The sequence below is a fragment of the Kitasatospora sp. NPDC091335 genome (genome assembly GCF_044757205.1).
Taxonomy (GTDB): Bacteria; Actinomycetota; Actinomycetes; order Streptomycetales; family Streptomycetaceae; genus Kitasatospora.
The window spans coordinates 784,637-807,907 of record NZ_JBIVUM010000002.1; the positions used below are offsets into that span (position 1 = coordinate 784,637).

A 23,271-nucleotide genomic window follows, 5' to 3' on the forward strand; every position below is an offset into this window, starting at 1 on the left:
GATCCGCCTCATCCGGCGATCGGCGGCAGGACTTTTCCCTCGGGCTCCTCGTAGGCCTCGGCGATCTCCCGGTCGAGCTGGGCGAGGACGGCCGCCCGCTGGTCGGCCGGAACGCTCTCGGCGGCCTCGGCACGGATCAGCTCCAGCTCCGCCCGGCTGTGCTCCAGCGTCAGTTCGTCCCAGGCGAAGTCGACGTCGTCGAAGCGCAGGGTGGGGTGGGCGCGCTTCAGGAACACGAACAGCAGCGCACGCCGGCACAGGCCATTGCCCTTGATGACGGACTGGGTGAAGTCGGAGAAGTCCCGGCCGCTGAGCTTCTCCAGCTTCTCGCGCTCGGCGCTCATGAGCTTGGTCGGCTGGTACGGGAAGCGCTGGGGCTCGTCGCTGCCCTCGGGGTGGTAGACGAGGTACACGGTGTTCTCCTATCGGGCCCGGTCGGCGATCCGGCGGGCCATGCTCTCCATCGCGTCGGCGACGGCCTGGCGGTAGGTGTCGGCGTTCGGGGTCATGGCGCGGTCGAACCAGTTGACCTTGCCGTGCTGGACGCGCCAGACGCCGCGCCCGAACGTCTGGGTGCGCCAGCCGCTGGCGCGCTGGGTGCGCTTGGGCGCGTTCGCGAAACCGCGGATGCCCTGGATCTTGCGGCTCTTGACGCGGGCGCCGGTCCAGCGCCCGCCCAACTTGACCTCGGGGCGGATCTTCTTGGCGATCGCCGAGCGCAGGGCGGGGGCGGCGGTGCTGCTGGCGGCCATCGACATGATGCCGCTCTTGGCCTGTTCGGCCGCGGGCTTGAGCGCGTCGCGCATGTTCTTGGCCAGCTCCGCGCGCAGCTGCTTGCCGTCCTCCTCGGCGCGCAGCGCGGCGGTGAGCGCGTCGAAGCCCTCGAAACTGACCGAGAGGTCGACCGGGTTCTGTCCGGCCATCAGCTGGTGGCGCGGACGACTTCGCCCGACGTCGGGTAGCTGACGCCAGCGGTGGCCTCGTCGCCGACGCTGCCGGAGACTGGGGCCCACTCCTTCACCAGCACCTGCCCGGAGTACTTCGGGTTGGAGAGGCCGACGGCGGCCTGGGTGGGCCGGACCTCGAAGGGCACGACCTGGCCGAGCAGCGGCCACATGATGCTGTCCAGCTTCCCGGCGGCGTAGTCCTGGAGGAACTCGCAGGCCAGGGTGCCGGACTTGAGGCCGCCGATGGACACTTTCCAGCCGTTGGAGACGAACGTGGTGACGTCCTTCTCTTCGACCTCGACGGCCAGTTCCGCTTTCTTCGCGAACTCGGCGAGGACGTTCCCGGCGATGTTCAGATACTGGGCGGTGAGGACCATGGTGGGCATGGTGCGCTCCCTTCTACTGGACGCCGACGGCGCCGACGAACGTGAACGAGGGGGTGGTCCCGGATATGGTCCAGGCGAGGCGCCACCACGTGTCGGTGCCCGGGGCCGGGACGGCGAGGGCCTGGCCGCCGAGGCCGGTGGCGGCGGCGAACGTCGCCCGGACGGTCGGGTCGGTGAACGCCTGGTCGGCGGCGGATTCGATGCGGACGGTCAGCGTCGGGGTGGTCCCGGCGGCGGACAGGACGTGGAGGGTGGCGTACAGGGCCCGCCCGTCCGGCACGGGGCCGAGCTGGAGGGCGGTGCCGGCGCCCGCACTGGAGCGCGCGGTGCCGGGCGGGTGGGCGATCCGGCCGCGGGCGATCACGCCGGTGCCGGACGCGCCGGCGGTCCAGGGAGCGAGGTCGCCGACGGCGCCGCCGAGGGTGTAGTCGGTGCGCAGCGCCTGGGTGAGGTAGGCGAGGGAGCCGACGGCGGCGAGGTGCGGGGCGACGGTCCAGGGGACGACGCCGCCCAGCTGGGCCCACGTGGCGTCGTCGATCATGCCCGGGTCGCCGGCCTCCCAGAATCCTTCAGCGGAGAGCTTGCTGCTGCCGAGGCCGCCCTGGACCCGTGACCAGCCTCCGGAGCCGAAGACGGTGCGGTCCTTGACCTCGACCTCTGCCGACAGTTCGGCCTTGTTGGAGACGCCGGTCAGGTCGGCGCCGCCGGTGAACAGGCGGACGTCGGTGAGGACTTGGGCGGGCATGGGTCACGTCCTTCCGTCGCCGATGACGCGGATGATGATCTCGGCGCCGACGTACTGGGTGCCGGCGTGCTCGTACCAGCGGTAGCCCTGCACCCGCTCGACCCTCAGGTCGTGGGCCAGGCCGCCGAGGGCGGGCTCGCCGGGGGCGCCGCGGGCGGCCTCGATGGCCTGCTTGAGGGAGGCGGGGCCGGCGCCGGACAGTGTGGCGTCGAGGATGAGCTGGGCGGCGCGGTCGTCCTGGCGGCCGACGAGGATGCGGCAGGTGAACTCGGCTTCGTCCCGGCCGCGCCCGAACGTGCGGTCGTAGTCGACGGTGTACTCGCCGACGAAGAAGTGGGGGGCGGACACGCTGTCGGGGGTGTAGCCGGTGCTGGTGAGCTTGGCGGCGCCGGCGGGGAGGGTGACGGCGCGGGCGGCGTCGGCGATGGCGGCGCGCACGGCGGCGAACTGCACTGGGGCCTCCTATCCGAAGCCTGGCAGGATGAAATGTTCGAGCAAGTTCCAGACGTCGGGGTCGCGGCGGGAGAGCCGGACGACGCCCCACTCGGCGGAGCCTGTGACGCCCTCGGGGGAGTCCTTGCGCCGGTAGAGGCGGGCGGCCTGGATGAGGGTGGCCTGGACGATGTCGTCGGGGACGGCGGGCCAGCCCCAGCGGGCGGTGACCCGCACGCGGGTGATGCCGTAGCCCCAGGTCCCGGCCGGGAGGACGAGCGCGGCGACCGGGCGGCCGCGTACGAGCGCGTTGTCCGGTCCGGTCTCGTACCCGGTGACGGCCGTCCAGGTGCCGGCGGCGCCGGTCTCGACGAGCAGGCCGGCCGAGTCGCCGATGTCGTCCACGACCAGGCGCTCGCCGCCGTCGGCGGCCAGGGTCCGGCCGTTGGGGTTGTAGACGCGGGCCGATGCCATGTTGTCGAGCCAGAAGCGCCGGCCCGTCGCGGAGTCGATGCCGCGCGCGGCCGCGCTCAGCGCGGTGGTGAGCAGCTGGTCCCGGGTGAAGTCGCCGGGGTCGATCTGAAGCGCCAGCTTCAGCGCGTCCAGGGTGGCGTAGTCGGTGGCCACCACGGTCACGTCCGGACGATGTTGCCCTGGGCGTCCCGGGGCAGACGCGGGCGGCCGCGGCGGCGCGCGCCGGTGCCGTCCTCGGCGGCCTCGTCCTCGGGCTCGGCGTCGTCCGGGTCGTCCTCGGGATCGGTGTCCTCGGGGTTGTCCTGCTCGTCCTCGGGATCGTCCTGTTCCTCGACGACGACGACGGCGTTGCGGTGGGCGGCGAGCTGGAGGGCTTCGGCCTCGGGCAGGTCGAGGACGGTGCCGGGCGGCGGCCAGTCCTGGCCGTCGCGGGTGCCGGACATCTGGACGAGCATGCGCACGCGCACGGGTTAACTCCTCACTGTGGTGGTGCGCCGGCGCGCGGGTGCGCGCCAGCGCGGGCCGGTCAGGTCGCGGCGCCGGCGAAGTGCTTGATGGCGCCGGTGGTGTCGACCTGGTCGCCGTCGCCGCGCAGGATCGCGCGGTAGGTGATCAGGTCGCTGTTGAACGCGTAGTCGTCCGAGCGTTCGAACCGGATGCTCTCGACCTGCCGGACGAAGTAGGTCGAGAAATCGCCGAACAGGATCGACTTCGCGGTGACTGCGGCGGCGGGCATGTTCGGGTCGGTGTACAGGGGCTTGCCGAGGATGGTGTCCGGCGAGCCGGACAGGCCCGGGGTCCACAGGTAGGCGCCCGTGCTGTCCTTGAGCTTGCGGACGGCGGCGACGGTGGCGTCGCGCATCATCCAGCCGCACGAGGCGCTGGCCCGGTACGGCGCGATGACCGCGTAGAACAGGTCGATCAGGTCGTCCGCGGACGGGACGCCGGCGACGCCGGTCGCCCCGGTCTTGCCGAGCGAGGCCGCGGTGAGGACGCCGTTGGGCTGCGAGGCGCCGGTGCCGGCGACGAGGTGCGCACCGAATCCGTTGCCGAGCGCGCGGCCGGCCTGGGTGGCGAGGTAGCCGATGAGGTCGACGGCGGTGTCGTTGGCCAGCTCGTGCGAGACCTGGAGCAGCAGGCCGTACTTGTAGGCGTCGAGCGGGACCTGGCCGAAAGCCGGGTCGTTGGCGGGCAGGGTGCCGGCCTCGGCGACGATCGCGGCGTTGGAGGAGTGGGCGGTGGTCCTGGGGACCTGCATCTGCTCGCCGGTCGTCGTGGTCAGGACCGTGGGCCCGGCGGCGAGGACACCGGACACCTCGATCATGTGCTGGACCAGTCGCCGGTAGAAGCTGACCGGAACCGTGTTCGCGCCGGCCCCCGCGGTCAGCTTGGACAGGGTCCGCAGGTCCATCGGCATCGGCCCGTCGGGCCGGATCTCGAAGGCCCGGGAACCGGACTGGCCGGTCAGCCAGGACCGGACCTGCTCGGCCTCGCCCGAGGCCTTCGGGGCGTCGCGCTCGGCCGGCCGCTTGAGCAGCTCCGCGAAAGCGGCCTCCGCGTCGGCCGCGCGCTGCTCGGCCGCAGCCATGTCCTTGACGCGCTCGTCGATCCGGTCGAGGTCGGCGTTCAGACGCTGGTAGGTCTGCTCCTCCTCGCCGGACAGCTCGCGCTTGTCCGCCTCGGCGGTGTCCAGCAGGGCCTTGGCCTGCTCCCAGATGCCGGCGCGGCGCTCCTGGAGCCGCTTGATGAAGTCGCTCACGTGCCCTCCCTGGGCATGACGGTGTCGCCCGCCGGCCGGGCCGGGGGCGTGGTGGATGTGGGTGTCGAGGTGGGGTGCGCCCTGCCTCAGGGGGTGCGGCGCCGGAGAAGCTCGGCGCGCCGCTGCCGCAGGCTCACGAGCGGGTGGGGGTCGCCCTGCCCGGTCGGAACCGTGTCGATGACGGTGGCCGCGGGGGTGCGGCTGAGGAAGGGGGCCAGGCCGTCGCCCGCGGCGGCGGCCCGGACTTCCTCGACGGTGGCGCCGGCGCGCTCGGCGAGCGAGCGCAGCCCGGTGTCGGTGTCGAGGTAGGCCGGGCTGTTGACGGGGGCGACGTCGACCAGCTGGCCGGACAGCAGGGTGCGCAGCGGGAAGCCCTGGTCGGTCATGCTCCAGTCGTCTTCGAAGGTGAAGAAGGCGAACGAGGATCGGGTGACGTCGCCGCGCTGGACCAGCTCGTAGACGTCGGCGCGGGCGGACGGCAGGTCGGCGGTGTAGTCGAGGCCGGTGCCGTCCACGGCCAGGCGCAGCGTGCCGCCCGCGATGGTGCCCAACAGGAAGTCGTCGTCGTGGTTGTAGCGGGCCAGCGCCTCGGGCCAGCCGTCGCCCTCAGACTTGGCGAAGAAGCCGGGGTCGATGCGTTCGACGAAGCCGCCGAGGTTCCGCGAGAGCTTGTTGAACTTGGCGGCGTACCCGCCGATGGTCATCTTGCCCTGGCCGGTGTCCGCGCGGACCTCGACCAGGCCGCGCGCCGAGCGGCGCTCTGCCGTGCTCATCAGGCCTCCAGGGCCGGGGGTTGTGGGTTGGCGGCAGCGCGCTGCGGCCCGTACAGGTCGCCGCCGGCGCCCGGGGGCAGCGGGCCGAGGTTCTCCAGCGCGCGGATCTCGTCGAGGTTGCGCCAGCCCTGTGCCAGGGCCAGGCCGTGCGCCCGGTAGCGCTCGATGATCGTGGTGCGGACCATGGCGTCCACGTTGAAGCGCACGGCCTCATGCCCGGGCATCAGGGTGGAGAACTTGTTCTCCAGCCGGACCAGCCACGGGCGCAGCGTGAGGACGACCAGCTCGTTGGCGGCGGCCTCGACGTTGGTGTAGGTCATGGAGCCGCCGGAGTCGCCTCCGACCATGGTGGGCGGGACGCCGTAGATCGCGGCGACCTGGCTCGCGTTCAGCCTCATCGTCTCGATGAACTGGCTTTCCTCGGGCGAGACTTGGAGCGCGGTGAAGTCCCAGTCCGAACCGAGCACCAAGGGCTTTCGGGAGCGGATCCGGGCGGAGATGCGGTCGCTGATCTCCTCGGACTCGTCCCGGGTGATCGTCCTGCTGCCGTTCTTCAGCACGCCCGGTGGCGTGCCGCCGTTGCGGAACCAGGACAGGCCGTAGTCGGTGGTCTCCAGGCCCACCCCGATGGTGCGGGCGAAGATCTGGACGGGGGAGAGGCCCTTGACGTGGCCGGGGAGCACCATCCAGGGGATGTGGACGATGTCGGCGTCCGGCACGCGGCGGCCCTGCCAGTAGAAGACGGGTCGGACGGGGTCGGTCTCGTCGACGTAGACGTCGTCGGGGTTGAGCCACTCGATCATGGTGGGGAAGCCGAGGTCGTCCCGCTGGGTGATCAGCCCGTAGGCGTTGCCGCGCAGGCACAGCGACAGTACGCACTTCTGGAGCCAGGTGAACAGGTCGTCGCGGGCGGCCGGCGCCCAGAGCAACTGGGGTACGTAGGACAGGGGTTCGCGGCTTGCGCCGTCGCGCCGGTACAGCTGGAGCGGCAGCGAGGCGACCTGTTCGGAGATCAGGCGCACGCACGCCCACAGCGGGATCAGGGACAGCGCTCGCTCGGTGGACACCTGGGACTGGGCGGGACCGCCCGCGCTCCAGGGAAGGGCGGTGATCGCCCGCGACGTCGCGCCGGCGATCCACCGGAACGGCGTCGCCAGCGCGCGGCCGAAGCGGCCCATGCGGCTGGACATCGTCACCTCCTTCACAGGACGGAGTCGAGGACGTCGTAGTCGACGCCGTGGACGAGGTGGGTCCGGGTCTCCCAGGCCCAGCGGGCGAGGGTGACGGCGACGAGGGGGGAGATGTCGACGGTGGAGATGCGTCGGCCCCAGGCCCAGGCGTCGCCGAGCGGGCGGGTCTTGGCGCCGCGGATCGCCTCGGCGACCTCGGGCTGTGCGGTGTGCCGTACGGTGCGCTGGGTGATCGCGTCGACGAGCTGGCCGCACGCGGCGGCGACGTCCGGCGCGGCCGGGACGGCGAGGTCGCCGCGGGCGGGCCGCTCCGGGTCATCGGGGCGGCCGATGCCGGCTTTGTCGAGGTCGACCAGCAGGCTTCCCGCGGGCCCCTTGGCGTCGAGAGCGATGGCCACCGGGTCCCAGCGGTCGGCGAGCTGCACCAGGCGGTCGACGATCCACTCGGTCCCGGGACGGCGGTCGATCACTTCCAGGTGGCCGGTGCCGTCGGCCCGCAGCCCGTACGCGGCGATGCTCGCCCAGTCCCGGGACGGGGTGACGTCGAGTGCGAACGCGACGTCGCCGACCGGCTGGGACTGTTCGTCGGCGAGGTCGTCCCACACGGCCGGGTCGATCACGCCGCCGCCCTCGGTGAGCCGGGGCAGCCAGGCGCCGAGGCGCTCAATCATGAAGCGCTCGCCGAGGCCCGAGGGCAGGGACTCGCCCCGGACGAACTCCTCGGTCATGCGCCTGCCCATCGCCGGGTTGCAGGCGAGCCACAGGTCGACGTCCTGGGCGGCGCGGCGCCGGTGCTCGGGGTCGGTGGGGTCGAGATCGGTGCCCCAGTCCATGTGCATCATGCGCGGGTCCGCGCCGGATTCACCGTCCTCGCGCAGCCCGTAGCACCACGCATCCGGGGTGAGCGGCGGCGTGCCGAAGAACCACAGTTGCGGATCCGGCCGGGCCGACATGGTGGGCAGCTGGGCGGCCATCTGCTCCGGGACGATCTCCTGCGCCTCGTCCATGATGTTCTTGTCGCCGGAGAAGCCGCGGCCGCTTCCCCTGCTGCGGGCGATGAAGCGCAGCCGCCCGCCGCCCGCCGAGCGGGTCAGCTCGATGCCCTGCTCGCCGTTGGCCTGCCAGTACCGGTTCACCCGCCGGTCCAGGTCCGGCGTGGACTGGACCAACTCCTTGATCCGAAGAAAGCCCTCCTGGGCGGTCTTGTACTCGTGCGCCGAGTGCAGGATCAGCCGCTCTCGGGTGAGGAACAGCCAGCCCAGTTCCAGGGCCTCGATGATGCCGCCCTTGCCGTTCTGCCGCGGCACCCACACCGAATTCTTGAACGACGCCCACGACCCGTCGGCGCGCTCGCCCAGGCCGTGCGTCAGCACGAACTGCTGCCACGGGTCCAGGTACAGGCCTGCCGTCGCGGCGAGGTCGATGAACTCAGGTGCCGCGCTGGCCGCCGCCGGCGGGTAGGTCGCCACCCTGGGCACCTGCGCGCCGAGCCGCACGGCGAGCGGAGAGGTCGTCAACGGGGCTCACCTCCCAGCCGCCCGGAAGCGACTCCAGCTCGGCGAGCGTCGCCCGCAGCTCCTTGGACACCACGGCGACGGCCGGACCTTCGAGGGACTCCAACTCTGCGGCCAGCTTGTCCCGGACCGCTTCCAGCGCGGCCCGCCGGTCGCCGCCCGACACCGCCGAGGACACCGGTCCGACCATGATCGACACCCCCTCGGATGCGCGGGGAGAGATACGGAAGGCTGGGCGCGGGGCCGTCCGGCCGCCCCACCCAAAAACGGACATCACCCCAGGTCACAATTTTGTGATCACCAGTCACGGGACGTGCGCACCGCGCGCGTGATCGGTCGTGCGCCCCTCTCGGTGTTGCACAGCCGGCCGCACACCGGGCACGGCGCGTTGGCCCCGTGCGCCGGGCGCATGCCGTGCGGGTCGAGGGGCTGGCCCGGGTCGACGCTCACCGGAGTGAGGTGGTCCGCCTCGCCCGCCCCGTCGTGTCCGCAGATGTGGCAGACCGTGCCGTAGATCGCGAACATCTCGCGGCGTGCGCGCTGGTACGGGCGGCCGGACCGGTGCCGGCCTCGGGACATGCTGCTCCTCTTCGGGAGGGGGGTGCCTGTTTTCGGAGGGAGGGGGGGTGTTTTTCCCGGAGGGGGGTGCCTGTTGGAGCGCCGGGGGCGATGACGCGGGGGCGGCGGTCGAGGTCGCGCGGAGTGGGGGTGCGCTGCACGGTACCTCCGGGGTGTGGGGACGACGAAGGGCCCCGCGGCAGTCGCCGTCGGAGCCCTTCGTGATCGTCTGCGTCACCCGGATCAGGACACACGGGTGGTGGCCAGATCGTTGCACCGTGTTGCGCCCCTGGTCAAGCGGGATCGCCGCGGGGCTTCCAGCGTTCGACCAGGGCCAGCGCGGTCTCGGCGGAGTACTCGGGGTTGTGCGAGGTGCCACCGATTCGGGTGAGGTGGCCGCGGTGGACCCAGCCGCGGACGGTCGCGGCGGGTACGCCGAGACGCCCGAGGTCGGATCTGGTCACCCTGCCGGTGGGCGGTACGCGGTCACGGGGGCTGGTCATTCGGGATCGGGTGCCCAGTCGGGCCGGTAGTCGGGGTGGTCCTGGTACGGCAAGGCCAGGAGGCGGAGCGTCTCGCACGGGTGGTACTGCCCGAAGCAGGCGGTGCAGTACGGGCCGTCGGCCGGGCCCTCACGGAGGAAGCGCAGCGCCCTCGGGTCGCGCTCGACTGTGTGCAGGTCGAGGATGCGCCGTGTGGCGGCAACGCCGGCGAGTGCGCGGGCCGGGTCGTGGCGGGCGATGTGTGCGGCGGCAGCCTGGACGATCCGCTCGTCGTCGGAGATCCGGGCGCGGAGGAATTCGGCGAGGTCGGTGCTGCTCATGCCGTCACCTTGACACGGTCGGTGGGGCTGGAGCAGCACAACTGCGTGACCCGGGTCGGGTGGAGGCTGGCGGCGTCGGCGACGAGCTGGCGCGGCACATCACCGGCGCGCAACCGCCGGATGAGGTCATCGCGGGTTCTGGCCGCGGCGGCGGCGCGCTGGAGCTGAGCGAGCGCACTCACCCCCAGCGCCGAGCCGTCGTTCGGGATCGGCTCCCAGCCCCCCAGCTCCTTGTCGGCTTGCTCCAGGTGGTGGGCGGCGTCGTCGGCCGGGCGCTGGGCGAGAGGTATCCAGCCGATGGTGATGAGGGTGGGGCCGGGCTGCGGGGTGATCGGGCTGACGAGCTGTCGGCGGCCGGTGGTGTGGACGCTCACCTCGCCGCGGGCGTAGGTGGTGTGGGTGGGTGCGCGGCGGTGGTCGGGCTGGTCACCGAGCTGCACGGTCAGGGTGGTGGCGCTGTCCGGGGCGGTCTCGACGCCCCAGACGGTCACGGTGCCGGTCAGTGCCCAGGCGCCGGCCAGGCCGTGCAGCTGCGCGGTGAAGACGGTGCCGATGGTCCAGTCGGCGGGAGGGGTGAGCGGGCTCACGGGAGTCTCCGGGTGGGGTGAGAGCGCTCACCGGGGCGGGGTGAGCGCGGTGCGGTCGAGGGGGGTCAGAGTCCGAGGGCGGCGTAGGCGCGGGCGTGGGCGGCGCGGGTGCGGCGGTCGTCGAGGTGCGCACCGGTCAGGCACTCGGGGTGGTCGCACGCGGTGGTGACGTGGCCCTCGGGCGGGCGTCCGTAGTGCTGCGCGAACACGACGCGGGCGGGGACCAGGTGGTGGCCGCGGTGGTTGAGCAGCGGGCGGCCGCGGGAGTCGGAGGGGCCGGTCCACGTCAGGTGCCCGCCGGTGGCCGGGCGGGTGAGGGCGGTCAGCTTCGCCTCGGGGCTGTCGAACACGGCGCGCGGGGTGCGGGCGACGCGGTGGTCGGCGGTGTCGACCTGGTGCTCGGGGGCGACGCAGCCCGGAAGGCCGCAGCCGGCCTTGGCGTAGCCCTTGGGGTCGGTGCCGTGGTGGATTCGGTAGGCGACGCGGTGGGCGCTGTAGGCGGTGCCGGAGTGCCGCATCACGCGGCCGCCGCCGCTGGTGTGCTCGCCGGTCCACGTCAGGTGGCCGCCCTCGTCTGGGCGGGTGTGGCTGCGCCATTTCTCTTCGACGGTGCGCGTTTGCGGGGTGCCGCCGGGCAGGGACGGGATGCCGGCGTCGATGCGCAGTTGGCGGACGGCGCGGCGGTCCATGTGCAGTTCGGTGGCGACGGAGGTCGTGGATCGGCCGGCGCGCAGCAGGCGGCGGGCCTGGCGGTGCTTGGCGGCCAAGTCGGCACGGGACGGAGGCATGAATTTCCTCTAACTGTCAAGCCAGGGGCGTTAATTGATCGTTAACGGGGGTCGGGGAGGCCCTGGAAGGATGTGGCCATCACCAACGAACGGAGGCGGTTGTGCAGGTCGGACTGTGGTTCCCGGACGACACGGAGCGGTGCGTCGAGATGCCGGCGGTACCGCGGGCGGGCGACGTCGTGGTCTGGATGGCGGGTGAAGACGCGGACCGCGTCTGCCTGACCGTGGAAGCGGTGGAGTGGACCGTGCTGGGCCCGGACGATGTGGCGCCGTCGGTGCTGCTGCGCCCGGCCGGGGACGCGGGCGGGAGTCACGCGGCTGCGGTGGTGCCGGCTGTGGCGTGATGCATGCGACGGCGCAGCTGAAGCCACTGGAGCTGGTCCCAGGTGGTGCCGCACCGGGCGCAGCGGACGGTGGTGCCGCCGTGCGGCAGTTGGAGGCGGCCGCCGCAGGCCTCGGCGGCCGGGCGGCCGGGGTCGGCCGGGTGGTCGCCGATGTCGGTGGGCCGGTCGGTCGGGGCGATGTGGCGGGCGGCGGCCTGGTGAAGCTGGGCGACCTCGAAGGCAAACTGGCCGGCGACCGGCCAGTCGAGCTGGATGTAGGCGAGGTGGTCGCGCAGACCGACGGCGGCGCGGCGGACTCGGCCGGCGAGGTCGCCCCACGGTGCCGGCCATGGGATGTCGGCGTCCTGGTGGAGGGCCTCGCGCCACGTTTCCAGATCGCTCACGATGCCGCCGGGGCCGATCAGGTCCAGGACGTCCTCGGCCACCGGCAGCGGGGCGTCGGGTCCGGCCGGGACGGTGCCGAGGCGGTCGCGTACCTGGGAGGAGGGGCGCAGGTACGCGCCGAGGGCGGTGTAGAGATGCGGAAGGTCGACCAGGTGGCGGCCGAGGCGCTCGGCACACGGGGTGCAGAGTCGGCCGGGGGTGTCGTGGGTGGTGCAGAGCTGACAGGGGGCCATGTTCAGGCCTCCTGGGCGGGGTAGTCGTCGGCGATCCGGTCCAGCTCGGCGGCCAGGTCGAGGCCGGCGTCGGCGAGCGCGGCGCTCAGGCGGTCGAGGGCGTCGGGCCCGGCGTCGGCGAACACGACCCGGTAGACCGTGAGTCGATGCTCGGCGGTGCGCAGCTGCTCGGCGCTGCGGCGCGCAGCGGCCCGGGTGCCACCGGCGCTGCGCTGCTCCTGGGCGCGGTCGGTGCGGTCGTGCTCCCAGAGCCGCAGCAGGATGCCGGCCTCGTCCGGGCCGAGGCGGTCGGCGGCCCGGCGGACGAGGTGGTCAAGCTGGGCCAGCTCGGTGGCGGTGAGCGGCAGGAGTGTCGGGCGGCGAGCGGGCTTCACCGGGCGCTCCCGACGGCCTCGACCTCGTCGGCGGTCATCGACAGCGGCATGCGGACCGGGTCGTCGTCCAGCAGGACGCCGAGGCCGCCGCACCGGCCGGTGTCGACGCTGTCGACGGTGCCGAGCGCACCGGCGGGGAAGTCGGGTTGCTCGGGGGCCCAGTCGGCGGCGGCGAGGTCGATGTTCGTGCGGACGCGGTCGCCGATGGCGTAGGCGGGCTGGATGGTCACGGCGGTCCTTTCGTTCGGGGAGGTCGGGGAAGGTCAGGCCGCGGCCGCGGCCGCGGCGGTCTCGCGGGCCAGGCGGCGGGCGGCGCGCTGCTCGCGGAACTGGCGGCCGGCCGTCGTGTCCGACACGGGCGCCCAGGTACGGGCGGGTTCGGCTGCACACATGCCGCACGGCAGCGAGGTCGAGGGGTGGAGGGCACAGACCCAGGTCCGGGAGCGGGCGGCGGCCGGGGCGGGCTCGGAGGCGGGCGCGGGGTGGTGCTGCGCCCGGCGGGCCGTCTCGACGGCACGGGCCTCCTCGATGCGGGTGGCACAGGAGCGGCAGCTGTCGTCGCGGACCAGGTCCCACCCGGACTCGCAGGCCGGGGCGGAGCAGCCGCGCCGGGTCAGGCCCCGCTCGGCGAGCCACCCGTACGGGCGGCGCACGTCGTCCGGGTCGGCCGAGGCGTAGCGGCGGCGCAGCCGGTCGGCCACCCGGTCGGCGTCGCCCGCGGCGGTCTCGATGGCGGCACCGACGGCGCGGGCGGCCTGCCGCTGCTCCCAGCGGCTCATCCGGGCGACCAGGGCGGGTACCTCGGCGAGGACGCGGTAGGCGGCGGGGGTGATGAGCAGCGGGGGCAGGGTTCGCGGTTCCGGCGCAGCCGATGCGGCGGCTGGCCGGACGGCGGCGTCGCGGGTGCTCGCGGGTGCGCCCGTGTCGCGCGGTACGGCGGTATCGCCTACGGCGGAACCGCAACCGCCCACGGCGGCAGGCCTGTTGGAGAGATCTTGTTGGGGTGATCTTGTTCGTCCGGTCGATCCGTGAGGGGTGGTCGCGGTCGATCCGTGAGGGGTGGTCGCGGTCGATCCGTGAGGGGTGGTCGCGGTCGATCCGTGAGGGGTGGTGACGGTCGATCCGTGAGGGGTCGTGTCCGGGTCTGCGGGGTCGAACAGGGCGAGCTGGCCGTCGGTCTCGCCCCGGTGGGCGGGCTCGGCCGGGGCCGGCCGGTCGACCTTGACGGGCCGCGGGCGCGGGAAGTCGAGCACCAGCTGGGTGGCGACGCCGGCGAGCGGGGCGGGGTGGACGGTGTAGCGGGCGGCGCGGCCGGGGGCGTCCCGGCTGGTGATCCAGCCGGCGGCGAGCAGCTCGGCGACGGCCGTGCGGGCCCGGGCCGGGCTCATCCCGGTCAGCCTGGCTATGAGGTCCATGCTCGTCGGCTCGTCCAGGTGCTGCCGCACGCTGAGCGCGCAGTACGCCAGGAAGTCGTAGGCGGTCAGGACGTTGCGGGCGTAGGAGCTGACGCACACCCACAGGACGGTGTCGTCGTCCGTCTCGGGCAGGACGAGGACGCGCGCGGAGGTGCCGCCGGGCCGGCGGACGGCGCGGACGATGTCGGCGGCCTCGGCGGCGCGCAGCCCGGCGCCGACGGTGTCCGGGTGCAGCCCCAGGCCGCCGGCGAGCGTGCGGTCCGCCGCCCAGCAGTAGCCGTCGGCGCCGCGCGCGTAGTCACCGGCCGCGGTGACGGAGCGCAGGTGGTCGCCGGTGAGCAGCGGCAGCCACATGGACGGGAAGCGGGTCCAGAACGGCGCGCTGCTGCGCCGGGGCGGCCGCTGCCCGGCGGTGGCGGCGGGCGCGGCGGCGGCGACGGCGGGCCGCTGCTGCATCGGGGGGCTCCAGTCTGGTCGTGGTGCTGGTGCCCGAGGGGCGCGGGTCGGTGCGCGCCGCGCCCCTCGGGCCGTACAAGGGGGGAGCGGGCTACGGGCGGCGGTAGCCCTCGGCATCGAGCGCCGCGGCCAGGCCGTCGACCTCGTCCGCATCCACGCCCGCCCGGGCGAGGACCGTGCGCAGGCCGGCCTGCCGGGCCTCGACCGGCGCGTCGTCGCCGAACAGGCCGGGCTGGCGCGGGTCCTGCCTGGAGGGGTTGCCCTGCCGGTCGAGGTAGTAGGTCGAGGCGGGCACGATGCCCTTGGGGGCCTTGAGGATGGTCGACATCGCGATGTTGAGCGGGCCGCCCTCGACGTGGCCCTGGGGCGGTTCGACGCTGATGACCAGTGCCAGCGTCCCCTTCTTGCCGTGCTTGGCGACGGCGCCGAGCAGTTGGTGCAGCTCGGCGGACGCGGCGTCGTGGACGCGTCCGCCCATGTGCTCGGCCACGACCTCGGCGAACGGGACGGGCTCGGGATCGGTGGACACGACGCCGGTGACGAGGTCGACGTGCGCGGTGGTGGTGCTCATCAGCTGTGGTCCTTGTATCCGGCGGCGGTCAGGGCGGTGACGAGGTGTTCGGCGAGGTAGTCCCGCTGGGAGTGCTCGCGCAGCGTCGAGGTGCACGCGGTCCGCTGGTACTCGCGCATGGCGTCCATCAGCACGGCGTGCAGGCCGCAGGTCGGGACGGCGGGGGCCGGGCGGCGGGTCTCGGAGGCGACCTGGACCCAGGCGTCGTAGTCGGCCAGGTCCATGCCCGAGGTGGCCGGGCTGCCGAGCGCGACCGCGGCCGCGACGGCGAGGGTGGCGTGGACGCCGGCCTCGGCGACCAAGTGCGCCGAGTTCTCGGGCGACCGGTCGTCCTCCCAAGCCATCAGCAGACGCTGCTGCGCCTCGCGGTAGTGCTCGGGCCCCGTGAGGGACCGGACCTCACCGGCGGCGGCGAGGTGGATACGGATGGGAGGCATGGGATTCCTCTCGGGGGCGGAGGGGGCAGACGGCGAGGTGGGCGGGCCCCGTGACCCGGACGAGCCGGATCACGGCGGCCGCGCCAAGGGCGGCGTCCCGGTGGCCGCACGGGCACTCGTAGTCCGCGTACGGGGCACGGGTCCGGGTCCCGAACACGACGTGCAACCCGACGAGCCGGGGCCCGGACGGTTCGGCCGGGACGCTGCTCACGGCAGGTGCGCCGGGGCCGGTCTCGGCGCTGCGGAGGCCGGCCCCGGGCGCGGGCGCCGGTGAGAGCGCTCGGTCTGGGACTGGCGACGCTCGTAGACCAGTTGCTCGGTCCAGGCGGCGAGCCAGCACAGCGCGGCGATGATGCACAGCGCGAGAAGAAGGCTGCTGGTCACCGGACACCACCGGCCTCGGCGTCGGCCGGGCGCAGCTCGGCGAGCGCGATGCCGACCGTGGCGCAGCCGCCCGAGCAGTACCAGCGGCCGCCCACGGCGGAGCCGACCACTCGGATGTAGGTCCAGCCGGGGCCGCCGACGCGCGGGTCGGTGCCGTCCTGGCCGCAGCCCTCGGTGGGGCAGCGGGCGGACAGCGGCCGCTCGGCGACTGGCGGCCGCTCGCCGGTCAGGCCCTGGTTCCACTCGTGCGCGGATCGGGGCGCCCGTTCGGCGGCCTGCCCCCGGCGCTCGGCGTTGTAGGCCGCGCGGCACCCGCACTCGTCGGTCTTGGGGATGGGGATCCGGCGGTTGCGGTGCTGGGTGTAGCCCGTGAGGGTGCCGTGGTCGATGGGGCCGAGACTGCGGCGGGTGGTCATCAGATCTCACCCGCCGTCATCCGGACCGGCACCGTGGTGATGTAGTACTCCGTGTTCTCCCCGCCGTCGGCCAGGAACTCTTCGGCGTCGTCGTCCCCGTTCGTCGGGTGCCAGGACATCCGGGCCTCGGGACGGGCGATGGCGGCGGCCAGCAGACACCGGCCCCGGGCGGCGTCCCGGGAGGCGTACAGCCCGAGGGACTGGTCGTCCCAGGACGCCCGGTAGACCTCCGGCGGGGCGGTGCGCAGCAAGGCTGCGTCCGCGAGGGCCTGGACGACCGCGGCTGGCGTGAAGTCTGGACGGCCCATCACTGCCCGGACGACCAGTTCGGCGGTGTGCGCGATGTGCGGCTGAGTCACGACGCCACCGCCGCGAGTCCCAGGTACACGGACCCGGTCAGCGAGACCAGGATGCCGTCGATCGTGCACTCGCCGTGCGCCATCCGGGACCGGCCGGAGGACGACTCCGTCCACTGGATGGCGGTGCACAGCTCGACGCCCCAGGCCTCGATGGAGACGGCATCGTCCGCGTGGACCGTCACCCGCGGCGCGTCCTCCCACGAGTAGCGGTCCACACTGACCGAAACCGGAGACGGCGTCAGAGCCTGCGACAAGCGCAGGGCCATGCCGTGCGCGGCGACCAGCGGATCCGGGTCCGGCGCCGGCGCCGATTCCTTCGCCGCGCGCAGCTCCTTGACCTCGGCACGCAGTTCCGCCAGCTCGGCACGCAGCTGCTCGACCTCGTTGTCGGTCTCGGCGAGCTGGCGGTCCAGCGTGACGATCTCGGCGACCAGATGGCGCAGCATCGGGCCCATCTGGCCAATCAGCCGGCGCGCGGCACGGCGGGTCGCGGTCCGCCACCACTCGGCGGCCGGGACCAGGACGTCGAGGTCCAGGTCGTGGACCTCCAGGAGCACCTCGGCCGGCAGCGCGGGCACGTCCACGTCCGCGGGGACGGCGGCGTCGAGCGCGGCGTCGGCGTCCAACAGGGGTGCAGCAGCAGGGTTGGTACCCTGGTACATGTCGTTCTCTCCTTCGTCGTAGCGAGGGGTGAGGGCTGGGGCCGTCCTGGTGTGGAGCCGGGGGCGGCCCCGAGCCGTTTCTGGGGGCTTATGCGGCGGCAGGGACCGCCAGCTCGGCAAGCACCTGGTGGCGGTCGAACCGCCTGGAGCGGCCGGCGTAGATGGGCGTGATGCGGCCTGCCTTGATCTCCCGGTCCAGCCAGCTCGGTGATTTGCGCAGGTACGCCAGCAGTTCCACCGAGGTCATGAGCGGTTCGACAGCGTTGGGGACTTTCTCGCTTCCGCGTGTAGATGTAGATTGCGCGGGCATGGGGACCTCGTCGATGAACAGCTCGCCGATCGGTCGGCCGAGCGCGGTGGCGATCAGCTCAGCTACGTGCCTGCTGCATTCCTCGCGGGCTGACCGTCCGCGGCTGGTCACGAAGCCGACCATCGACTGCGAGATGCCGACCGCCGTGGGGTCCGCGGCGCGGGTCGCGGCGGCCAGGCCTGCGATGGTGAGCCCGGCGGCGGTCATGGCCTGCCGGATCTCGGCTCCTCCGCTGCGTCGTCGCATCTCGCATCCCGCTCTCTGGCTGGTTCTGGGTGGCTGGGGCGCTGCCGCCCTGGCAGGTCTCTACATCTACACGTAGATGTAGAGGCACGTCAATGGGGCCGGATGGGGATGTGTGAGGCTTCATTCCGGATTAAGGGCGCCCAAAGCCGAGGTCAAAATCACGACAGTGCAGGTGGCGGGCTTGCGCACCGCTGCTGGCGACGGCAGTCTTTCTACACATGCAGGGAGAAGCGAGAGACGAGACCGCGGGCGAGGACCTGTCCGCGCTGATCCTGCGCGTCCTCGCCGAGACGGGGCGGAGCCAGACTTGGCTCGCCGGCCGGGCGGATATCCCCCTGGCCTCTCTGAATGCGTGGGTCCGCCGCGCCCGAGGTACGGCCGGGATCGATCCTGACGTCCTCCGCCGCCTCGCCGACGCTCTGGGCCTCACGCCCGCCGCCGTGTTCGCGGCCGCAGGGCGCCGGGTTCCCGCAGCCCTGAACGAGGAGCGGGAGAAGAAGATGCTCAGGCTCTTCCGAGAGCTGCCCACCGCTCAGCAGCGCCTGCTTGTCCAGCAGGCCGAGGCGATGGTGAGGATCGCCAGGGCCTCCTGACCGTGCACGCCCGAGGCGACCGGAACCGGAGCGACACGCCCCCACTTTTTCTACTAACGCACTGTGCACTTCTACCTTCGTAGGGGTACGGTCGACGGGCCGCGGACCTCCAACCCGGCGAGTAGTCGGCCGTAGTCCTCCAGCTGCGGCACGTAGGTCATCCATGCCCATGTGCCGAGTCCTGGGGGACGCCCGTGTGCCTGCGTATTGAAACCGTCGACCTGGCCGCCGAGGCCATCGCGTACGACCCGGCCACCATCACGATCCATGTTCGGCGTGACGCCCAGCCTGTTGCCGCGGTGGCCGAAATCCACGCCATCCTGTCCGACCTCGACGCTCCGGCCGGGCTCGGCGCGGCACTCTGCTTCTGCGGGGAGCCCATCACCCTGCCGCCCCCGCTGCTTGCCGCCCAGCACGGGCGCGCCGTCGTCGAGGGCGGGCAGGTGCTCCGTGGGGCGTAAGGAAACCAACAACCCGCGCCAGTTGCCCAGCATGAAATGCGGGTGTAAGAGGTGCCGGGCGAAGTGGCCCGAGAAGAAGGTTCGGGCTCGCCGCGACTGCATAGGCACGTGGCAGTACCGATACACCGGTCCCGGAGGGGAGCCCCTGTCCGGTACCTGCGACACCGAGACCGAGGCCAAGACCGAGCTGAACCGGATCCGAAACGAGATCCACGAGCGCCGATGGATCGACCCCCGGCGCGCAGAGATCACCCTCACCACCTGGTACACGGAGACCTGGCGCCCACTCCAGACCGGCGAGGACTCCACCCTCGACCGCGACGACCGGCTGTGGCGCCTCCACATACAACCGCGCTTCGGGACCTGGAAGATCTGCGAGATCGGATGGGCCGACGTACAGGAGTGGGTGAACAGCCTCGTCCCGGGCGGCCTGGCGCCGAGCAGCGCGACCAAGGTGTTCCAGGTCTTGGACCGCTTGCTCGCCGCAGCGCTGCGGGACAGACGGCTCCACTTCAACCCGGCCGACGGCGTCAAACTGCCCAAGATCAAAAAGCGGCACCCCGAAGACCGGCGACCGCCCACCTACGCCCAGCTGCGCCGGATCCGGAAGGCTCTCCCCTGCTACCACTTCGCTCTTCAGATCGTCGCCCAGGAGACCGGGCTGCGCTGGGGCGAGCTGGTCGGCTTGCGCGCCTGCTGGGTTGACCTCGACGGCGCACGGCTTCAGGTCCGCGAGGTGGTCACTGAGGTCGCGGGGAAGCTGAAGCGCAAGGCGTACCCCAAGGAGAACGCATCGCTGCGCACCGTCCCCCTCACTCCCCTTGCTGTGCGGGTACTGCGCGCGCACCTCGCCGCCGAGCAGCCCTCGTACGCGGTGTCCGACCCCGAGGTCGACGGCATGTGTCCCGAGGAACTCGTGTTCCACGGGCGCAACCGCAAGAACAGAAGGGGAGAGCCACACCGCGCACCGCTGCGCCGCAGCGCGTTCCGCCGCAACTGGATCAAGGCGATCGACGCGGCCGGAGTCATGCGGAAGACCGTGAAGAAGCTCCCCGACAAGACCACGCGCACCGACTACTGGCCCGACTTCCACGACCAGCGCCACGCACTCGCCTCACGGCTCCACGACGCTGGCGTCCCCGAGGCCATCGTCCAGGAGATCCTCGGACACGAGCGCGGCGGAGAGATCACCTGGCTCTACACCCATGCTGCACCGGACCTGGCCGGCCAGGTCCTGGCCGCTCTGCGCGGAGACCCCGTGTACCGGCATCGCCCCAGGCTGGCGGTAGCGGCGTAGCCCACCGGCTCATCCAGAACTCATCCAGAACCCAGGAGAACAGGGACGGCTGCGCCGGGTCTGGCCGGTCAGATCCGAAGCCGCCGCGCGGAGACCCGGTGTACCGGCATCGCCCCAGGCTGGCGGTAGCGGCGTAGCCCACCGACCCATCCAGAAGTCTTCCGAAATCCAGGGGGTTCAGGGTGACGTTATAGGGGGGTGGACGGGGGCGGATACCTGTAGATGCCCCTGACCTGCGGCGGAGCGCGATGTTGCTGACCTGGGGAAACAACCGTCCCTGATAAGGAAGAGGCCACAGGTTCAAGTCCTGTTAGGCCCACCTCCCCGAAGGGCCCGGAGTGATCCACTCCGGGCCCTTCGGCGTTCCCGGCGCCGACCGGCGCGGACCCGGAGAACGGCACGGCCGTGGTGGCGGCGCCGGGACGGTCAGCGGACGGACCCGCGGGCCGGGCCCGGCGGGCCCCGGGACGGTCCACGGGGCGGCCGGACCACCCGCCAGGAGGTGCGGCGTCAATCCTGGGACCGGACCGCCGGGTTGGCCGCACCGGTGGCTGGTCACGATTGGGACACCGGTGTGTATCATCGGCCGCAAGGGCAGTCTGGCACCCGGCAGCCCGTTCGCGCTCGAAACACAACTGGACTCGTCGGCCCGGTCAGTCCGGCCGGATCCGGCTCTTGAGTCCAACAACGCAAGAAGGACGAGGTCCCGCGGTGAAGAAGCTTCTCCTGGTCGCCCTGGTCGCCCTCGGCGGCTTCTTTGTCTACCGTCAGGTCCAGGCCGACCGTGCCGAGCAGGACCTGTGGACCGAGGCCACCGACCCGGTTCCGGCCGGTCGCTGAACCCCCGGCGATCTGACGATCGACGAACTCCGGAGGCGCTCCTCGGCGCCTCCCGGGCCGGCCGGCCCGGTCGAAGAACCGGACCGGCCGACCCCACTGGACGGCACCGTTCCAGGGGGACGGCGCTGGGAATCGCGCCGGAAACCGGTACTCTGGTGCCCGTCGGCACCCGTGGTGCCGTCGAGGGGCATTAGCTCAGTTGGTAGAGCGCTGCCTTTGCAAGGCAGATGTCAGGAGTTCGAATCTCCTATGCTCCACAGTTCACAGCGGTAGCCGATCGGCCGCCGACCAGGATCCTGGTCGGCGGCCGATCGGCGTTTCCCGGGGATCTCCGGGCCTCCCGGACGGTCAGCGCGGCCCGGGGCCGTCCTCGGCGGCGGGGCCGCCGTCCTCCGCGGCCGGGGCCTCGGCGGCGGGCCCCGCGGTGGCGTCCGGTCCTGAGCCGTTCACCGGGGCGGAGGCGGCGTGCGCGCCGGCCGGGCGGGGCTCCTGGGTGGCCGGGGGCTCGACCAGCCACTCCGGGTTGCTGTGCCGGCGCCACCACTGCCAGGCCACGATGCCGCCGCCGACCGCCAGCAGGCCGGCCACGGCCAGGCCGGTGGCCGCCCGGTTGCAGTGCCCCTTCCTGGCGTTCCTGGCGGCCAGCTCGCTGATCTCGGCCGAGCTGACGTTGCCGTGGAGGGCGGTCAGCGCGGCGGCGCCGCGGGACTGGGCCTCCTGGGCGACCGGGGTCACCGCGGCACGGGCCTCCTCGACCGCCTGGACGACCCTGGGGGCGACCGTGGTGCGGGCCTGGTCCGCGGCCCGGGTGGCGGACAGACGGGCCGCCAGAGCGGCCTCCTGGGCCCGGTGGAGGGCCTTCAGGGCGTTCTGCTGGGCCTCCGGCGGCAGGCTGGCGAAGGCCTGGCCGAACTGCGGGGCGAGGTGCTTGTCGTACTGGATGCGGAGGTTGTGGGCGGCCTGCGAGGCCTTCGGGCCGACGGCGTCCAAGGCGGGGCCCATGCGCTGCTTGGCGCCGTCCGCGAACTGTGCGGCGGTGTCCCGGGTCCTGGTGGCCGTCTCTCGGGCCGAATCCGTAAAGCTCACGAGTCTCTCCTCCTGGGTGGCGTCCTTTATGCACATATCCACCTGAATGCTGATCATGCATCCTGATTTGTCCGATGGCATGTCGGGGTGGGCCGTACGCGGGGCCCGCGGGGTGGAAGGGAGAGCGGGCGGAGAACGCGGCCGCGGGGGAGCGGGCCCGGGAACGGGTGTGCGGCAGTAGGCTGGCGGTTCCGGAGGCCGTGTACGGGAAGGGGACCCGCTGATGCTCCAGGACGAGCCGCGGCCGTCGGCCGATCGGTCCCCGGAGGCCGGACTCCCCGGCTGCCACCGGCACCCGCAGACCCCCACCGGGGTCTCCTGCACCCGCTGCGAGCGGCCGATCTGTCCGCAGTGCATGGTGGCCGCCTCGGTGGGCTTCCAGTGCCCCGAATGCGTCGGCGACGGCCACGCCGGGACGCGGCGGGCGACCACCAGGTTCGGTGGAGCCCCGGCCGTCGACGGCGGGCTGGTCACCAAGGTGCTGATCGGGCTCAACATCGTGGTCTGGGTGCTGGCGGCCTACGTGCTCTCGCCGCGGCTGGGGCAGACCTGGTCGCTGTTCAGCGCCGGACGGGACATCCAGGGCGGTCCGGCGGGCGTCGCCGACGGCCCCGACCAGTGGTACCGGCTGCTGACCGCCACCTTCCTGCACCTGGAGTGGTGGCACATCGGGACGAACATGCTGGTGCTGTTCTGGCTCGGCCCGGCGCTGGAGGAGGCGCTCGGCAGGCTGCGTTTCCTGGCCCTCTACCTGGTCTCCGGCCTGGGCGGCAGCACCTTCGCCTTCCTGGTGGCCGGCGACCTGATGAACTCGGTGGGCGCCTCGGGGGCGATCTTCGGGCTGATCGGCGCCACGATCGTGATGCAGCTGCGGAGCCGGGGCCCGCTCGGCCCGGCGATGGCGTTCCTGGTCTTCAACCTGATCGTCACCTTCTCCCGCCCCAACACCGACTGGCGGGCGCACCTCGGCGGCCTGGTGCTCGGCGCGCTGACCGCGGCCGGCCTGATGTACGCCCCGCGCGAGCGCCGCGGAGCCGTCCAGGCGCTGGCGGTGGCGGCCGCGGTGGCGGTCGAGGCGGGGATGCTGCTGACCGGGATGGCGCTCTACGGGGCCTGACGTCCCGCACGTTTGTCCACAGCGGGTGCGGGGTTGTGCACAGGCTGTGCGTCCGGACAGTTGTGGACTGTTGTTCTACGCGTGTCCTGCTGTGCGGTTCTCGCGTTTCCGCGGGGCTGCGCACAGTCGTGGACGGCCCGCTCCGGAAAAGTTATCCACAGCCCGGGGGGACTTTTCCCCAGTGTGGATAACCATGTGGATAAGCGTGACAGTCCGATCGTGGGGATAACCGACCGGCTGACCGCTCAGAGTCCGGGCACGACTGATCGCCGCTCCGGGTCGAGCGTCCGGAGCGGCGGGGAACGGCCCG

35 protein-coding genes and 1 tRNA gene are annotated in these 23,271 nt (G+C 72.8%); 7 read left to right on the forward strand and 29 right to left on the reverse strand.

Annotated features, from left to right (window positions below; all coding sequences use genetic code 11):
* Window positions 1–8: 8 nt before the first annotated feature.
* The 17 genes from ACIQOW_RS08410 to ACIQOW_RS08490 form a co-directional block, all read right to left on the reverse strand.
* A complete protein-coding gene (locus ACIQOW_RS08410; protein WP_401081145.1) occupies window positions 9–413 on the reverse strand; it encodes a hypothetical protein in 405 nt (134 codons plus the stop codon).
* A 9-nt stretch (window positions 414–422) separates the two neighbouring features.
* Entirely contained in the window at window positions 423–923 is a 501-nt protein-coding gene (locus ACIQOW_RS08415) for a hypothetical protein (RefSeq protein ID WP_401081148.1), read from the reverse strand.
* Window positions 923–1,333 (reverse strand): hypothetical protein, encoded by a 411-nt coding sequence (locus tag ACIQOW_RS08420; protein ID WP_401081151.1) that lies wholly within the window; start codon window positions 1,331–1,333, stop codon window positions 923–925. Before ACIQOW_RS08420 ends, ACIQOW_RS08415 begins: the two co-directional genes overlap by 1 nt.
* Before the next feature lie 13 nt (window positions 1,334–1,346).
* A complete protein-coding gene (locus ACIQOW_RS08425) occupies window positions 1,347–2,078 on the reverse strand; it encodes a hypothetical protein (protein WP_401081154.1) in 732 nt (243 codons plus the stop codon).
* Window positions 2,079–2,081: 3 nt separating this feature from the next.
* The gene (locus tag ACIQOW_RS08430; RefSeq protein ID WP_401081157.1) at window positions 2,082–2,531 is read right to left on the reverse strand and encodes a hypothetical protein; all 450 of its coding nucleotides are present in this window, start codon (window positions 2,529–2,531) and stop codon (window positions 2,082–2,084) included.
* A 9-nt stretch (window positions 2,532–2,540) separates the two neighbouring features.
* The gene (locus ACIQOW_RS08435; protein ID WP_401081160.1) at window positions 2,541–3,146 is read right to left on the reverse strand and encodes a phage gp6-like head-tail connector protein; all 606 of its coding nucleotides are present in this window, start codon (window positions 3,144–3,146) and stop codon (window positions 2,541–2,543) included.
* The gene (locus ACIQOW_RS08440) at window positions 3,143–3,451 is read right to left on the reverse strand and encodes a hypothetical protein (RefSeq protein WP_401081163.1); all 309 of its coding nucleotides are present in this window, start codon (window positions 3,449–3,451) and stop codon (window positions 3,143–3,145) included. The genes ACIQOW_RS08435 and ACIQOW_RS08440 overlap by 4 nt, the downstream gene beginning before the upstream one ends.
* Window positions 3,452–3,510: 59 nt before the next feature.
* On the reverse strand, window positions 3,511–4,743 hold the full coding sequence (locus ACIQOW_RS08445) for a phage major capsid protein (protein ID WP_401081166.1): 1,233 nt from the start codon (window positions 4,741–4,743) through the stop codon (window positions 3,511–3,513).
* An 86-nt stretch (window positions 4,744–4,829) separates the two neighbouring features.
* On the reverse strand, window positions 4,830–5,516 hold the full coding sequence (locus ACIQOW_RS08450) for an HK97 family phage prohead protease (RefSeq protein ID WP_401081169.1): 687 nt from the start codon (window positions 5,514–5,516) through the stop codon (window positions 4,830–4,832).
* Window positions 5,516–6,706 (reverse strand): phage portal protein, encoded by a 1,191-nt coding sequence (locus tag ACIQOW_RS08455; RefSeq protein ID WP_401081175.1) that lies wholly within the window; start codon window positions 6,704–6,706, stop codon window positions 5,516–5,518. The genes ACIQOW_RS08450 and ACIQOW_RS08455 overlap by 1 nt, the downstream gene beginning before the upstream one ends.
* 11 nt (window positions 6,707–6,717) lie before the next feature.
* Window positions 6,718–8,223, reverse strand: coding sequence for a terminase (locus ACIQOW_RS08460; protein ID WP_401081178.1), 1,506 nt, complete (start codon window positions 8,221–8,223; stop codon window positions 6,718–6,720).
* Window positions 8,135–8,410, reverse strand: a complete 276-nt coding sequence (locus ACIQOW_RS08465; protein ID WP_401081180.1) for a hypothetical protein — start codon at window positions 8,408–8,410, stop codon at window positions 8,135–8,137. Before ACIQOW_RS08465 ends, ACIQOW_RS08460 begins: the two co-directional genes overlap by 89 nt.
* A 107-nt stretch (window positions 8,411–8,517) precedes the next feature.
* Window positions 8,518–8,799 (reverse strand): HNH endonuclease, encoded by a 282-nt coding sequence (locus ACIQOW_RS08470; protein ID WP_401081183.1) that lies wholly within the window; start codon window positions 8,797–8,799, stop codon window positions 8,518–8,520.
* Window positions 8,800–9,071: 272 nt separating this feature from the next.
* Window positions 9,072–9,242, reverse strand: coding sequence for a hypothetical protein (locus tag ACIQOW_RS08475; RefSeq protein WP_401081186.1), 171 nt, complete (start codon window positions 9,240–9,242; stop codon window positions 9,072–9,074).
* 35 nt (window positions 9,243–9,277) lie between these two features.
* The gene (locus tag ACIQOW_RS08480) at window positions 9,278–9,601 is read right to left on the reverse strand and encodes a DUF6221 family protein (RefSeq protein WP_401081189.1); all 324 of its coding nucleotides are present in this window, start codon (window positions 9,599–9,601) and stop codon (window positions 9,278–9,280) included.
* Complete coding sequence (locus ACIQOW_RS08485; RefSeq protein ID WP_401081192.1) at window positions 9,598–10,188, reverse strand: hypothetical protein; 591 nt, start codon at window positions 10,186–10,188, stop codon at window positions 9,598–9,600. The genes ACIQOW_RS08480 and ACIQOW_RS08485 overlap by 4 nt, the downstream gene beginning before the upstream one ends.
* A gap of 65 nt (window positions 10,189–10,253) precedes the next feature.
* Window positions 10,254–10,976 (reverse strand): hypothetical protein, encoded by a 723-nt coding sequence (locus ACIQOW_RS08490; RefSeq protein ID WP_401081195.1) that lies wholly within the window; start codon window positions 10,974–10,976, stop codon window positions 10,254–10,256.
* A 101-nt stretch (window positions 10,977–11,077) separates the two neighbouring features.
* Here ACIQOW_RS08490 and ACIQOW_RS08495 point away from each other — a divergent pair, with 101 nt between their 5' ends.
* Window positions 11,078–11,320: a hypothetical protein gene (locus ACIQOW_RS08495; RefSeq protein ID WP_401081198.1), complete on the forward strand. Its 243-nt coding sequence runs from the start codon at window positions 11,078–11,080 to the stop codon at window positions 11,318–11,320.
* On the opposite strand, the gene ACIQOW_RS08500 is transcribed toward ACIQOW_RS08495, so the two are convergent.
* The 11 genes from ACIQOW_RS08500 to ACIQOW_RS08550 form a co-directional block, all read right to left on the reverse strand.
* Window positions 11,287–11,937, reverse strand: coding sequence for an MJ0042-type zinc finger domain-containing protein (locus ACIQOW_RS08500; RefSeq protein WP_401081201.1), 651 nt, complete (start codon window positions 11,935–11,937; stop codon window positions 11,287–11,289). The two genes, ACIQOW_RS08495 and ACIQOW_RS08500, sit on opposite strands and share 34 nt — an antisense overlap.
* Window positions 11,938–11,939: 2 nt before the next feature.
* Window positions 11,940–12,311, reverse strand: coding sequence for a hypothetical protein (locus ACIQOW_RS08505; RefSeq protein ID WP_401081204.1), 372 nt, complete (start codon window positions 12,309–12,311; stop codon window positions 11,940–11,942).
* On the reverse strand, window positions 12,308–12,541 hold the full coding sequence (locus ACIQOW_RS08510) for a hypothetical protein (protein ID WP_401081207.1): 234 nt from the start codon (window positions 12,539–12,541) through the stop codon (window positions 12,308–12,310). The genes ACIQOW_RS08505 and ACIQOW_RS08510 overlap by 4 nt, the downstream gene beginning before the upstream one ends.
* Window positions 12,542–12,574: 33 nt before the next feature.
* Complete coding sequence (locus ACIQOW_RS08515) at window positions 12,575–14,182, reverse strand: hypothetical protein (protein ID WP_401081210.1); 1,608 nt, start codon at window positions 14,180–14,182, stop codon at window positions 12,575–12,577.
* Window positions 14,183–14,273: 91 nt separating this feature from the next.
* On the reverse strand, window positions 14,274–14,753 hold the full coding sequence (locus ACIQOW_RS08520; RefSeq protein WP_401081213.1) for a hypothetical protein: 480 nt from the start codon (window positions 14,751–14,753) through the stop codon (window positions 14,274–14,276).
* The gene (locus tag ACIQOW_RS08525) at window positions 14,753–15,190 is read right to left on the reverse strand and encodes a hypothetical protein (protein ID WP_401081216.1); all 438 of its coding nucleotides are present in this window, start codon (window positions 15,188–15,190) and stop codon (window positions 14,753–14,755) included. Before ACIQOW_RS08525 ends, ACIQOW_RS08520 begins: the two co-directional genes overlap by 1 nt.
* A gap of 207 nt (window positions 15,191–15,397) precedes the next feature.
* Entirely contained in the window at window positions 15,398–15,574 is a 177-nt protein-coding gene (locus tag ACIQOW_RS08530; RefSeq protein WP_401081219.1) for a hypothetical protein, read from the reverse strand.
* Window positions 15,571–15,990, reverse strand: a complete 420-nt coding sequence (locus tag ACIQOW_RS08535; protein WP_401081222.1) for a hypothetical protein — start codon at window positions 15,988–15,990, stop codon at window positions 15,571–15,573. The genes ACIQOW_RS08530 and ACIQOW_RS08535 overlap by 4 nt, the downstream gene beginning before the upstream one ends.
* Window positions 15,990–16,349 carry a hypothetical protein gene (locus ACIQOW_RS08540; protein WP_401081225.1) on the reverse strand — a complete coding sequence of 120 codons (360 nt, stop codon included), beginning with the start codon at window positions 16,347–16,349 and terminating at the stop codon, window positions 15,990–15,992. Before ACIQOW_RS08540 ends, ACIQOW_RS08535 begins: the two co-directional genes overlap by 1 nt.
* Window positions 16,346–17,011: a hypothetical protein gene (locus ACIQOW_RS08545; protein WP_401081228.1), complete on the reverse strand. Its 666-nt coding sequence runs from the start codon at window positions 17,009–17,011 to the stop codon at window positions 16,346–16,348. The genes ACIQOW_RS08540 and ACIQOW_RS08545 overlap by 4 nt, the downstream gene beginning before the upstream one ends.
* An 88-nt stretch (window positions 17,012–17,099) precedes the next feature.
* Window positions 17,100–17,567 carry a hypothetical protein gene (locus tag ACIQOW_RS08550; protein ID WP_401081231.1) on the reverse strand — a complete coding sequence of 156 codons (468 nt, stop codon included), beginning with the start codon at window positions 17,565–17,567 and terminating at the stop codon, window positions 17,100–17,102.
* Window positions 17,568–17,785: 218 nt separating this feature from the next.
* On the opposite strand from ACIQOW_RS08550, the gene ACIQOW_RS08555 reads away from it, so the two are divergent.
* The 5 genes from ACIQOW_RS08555 to ACIQOW_RS08575 all read left to right on the forward strand — a co-directional run bounded on the left by ACIQOW_RS08555 (window position 17,786) and on the right by ACIQOW_RS08575 (window position 21,015).
* Window positions 17,786–18,160 carry a transcriptional regulator gene (locus tag ACIQOW_RS08555; protein ID WP_401081234.1) on the forward strand — a complete coding sequence of 125 codons (375 nt, stop codon included), beginning with the start codon at window positions 17,786–17,788 and terminating at the stop codon, window positions 18,158–18,160.
* Between the two features lie 194 nt (window positions 18,161–18,354).
* A complete protein-coding gene (locus tag ACIQOW_RS08560; protein WP_401081237.1) occupies window positions 18,355–18,621 on the forward strand; it encodes a hypothetical protein in 267 nt (88 codons plus the stop codon).
* Window positions 18,611–19,918: a tyrosine-type recombinase/integrase gene (locus tag ACIQOW_RS08565; RefSeq protein ID WP_401081240.1), complete on the forward strand. Its 1,308-nt coding sequence runs from the start codon at window positions 18,611–18,613 to the stop codon at window positions 19,916–19,918. The genes ACIQOW_RS08560 and ACIQOW_RS08565 overlap by 11 nt, the downstream gene beginning before the upstream one ends.
* A gap of 711 nt (window positions 19,919–20,629) precedes the next feature.
* Entirely contained in the window at window positions 20,630–20,758 is a 129-nt protein-coding gene (locus ACIQOW_RS08570; RefSeq protein WP_014137031.1) for a DLW-39 family protein, read from the forward strand.
* A gap of 184 nt (window positions 20,759–20,942) precedes the next feature.
* A tRNA-Ala gene (locus tag ACIQOW_RS08575) sits at window positions 20,943–21,015 on the forward strand.
* 91 nt (window positions 21,016–21,106) lie between these two features.
* Here the strand turns inward: ACIQOW_RS08575 and ACIQOW_RS08580 are convergent.
* Window positions 21,107–21,844, reverse strand: coding sequence for a DUF5324 family protein (locus tag ACIQOW_RS08580; protein ID WP_401081243.1), 738 nt, complete (start codon window positions 21,842–21,844; stop codon window positions 21,107–21,109).
* Window positions 21,845–22,067: 223 nt separating this feature from the next.
* Here ACIQOW_RS08580 and ACIQOW_RS08585 point away from each other — a divergent pair, with 223 nt between their 5' ends.
* Complete coding sequence (locus ACIQOW_RS08585) at window positions 22,068–22,961, forward strand: rhomboid family intramembrane serine protease (protein WP_401081246.1); 894 nt, start codon at window positions 22,068–22,070, stop codon at window positions 22,959–22,961.
* Window positions 22,962–23,271: the final 310 nt, after the last annotated feature.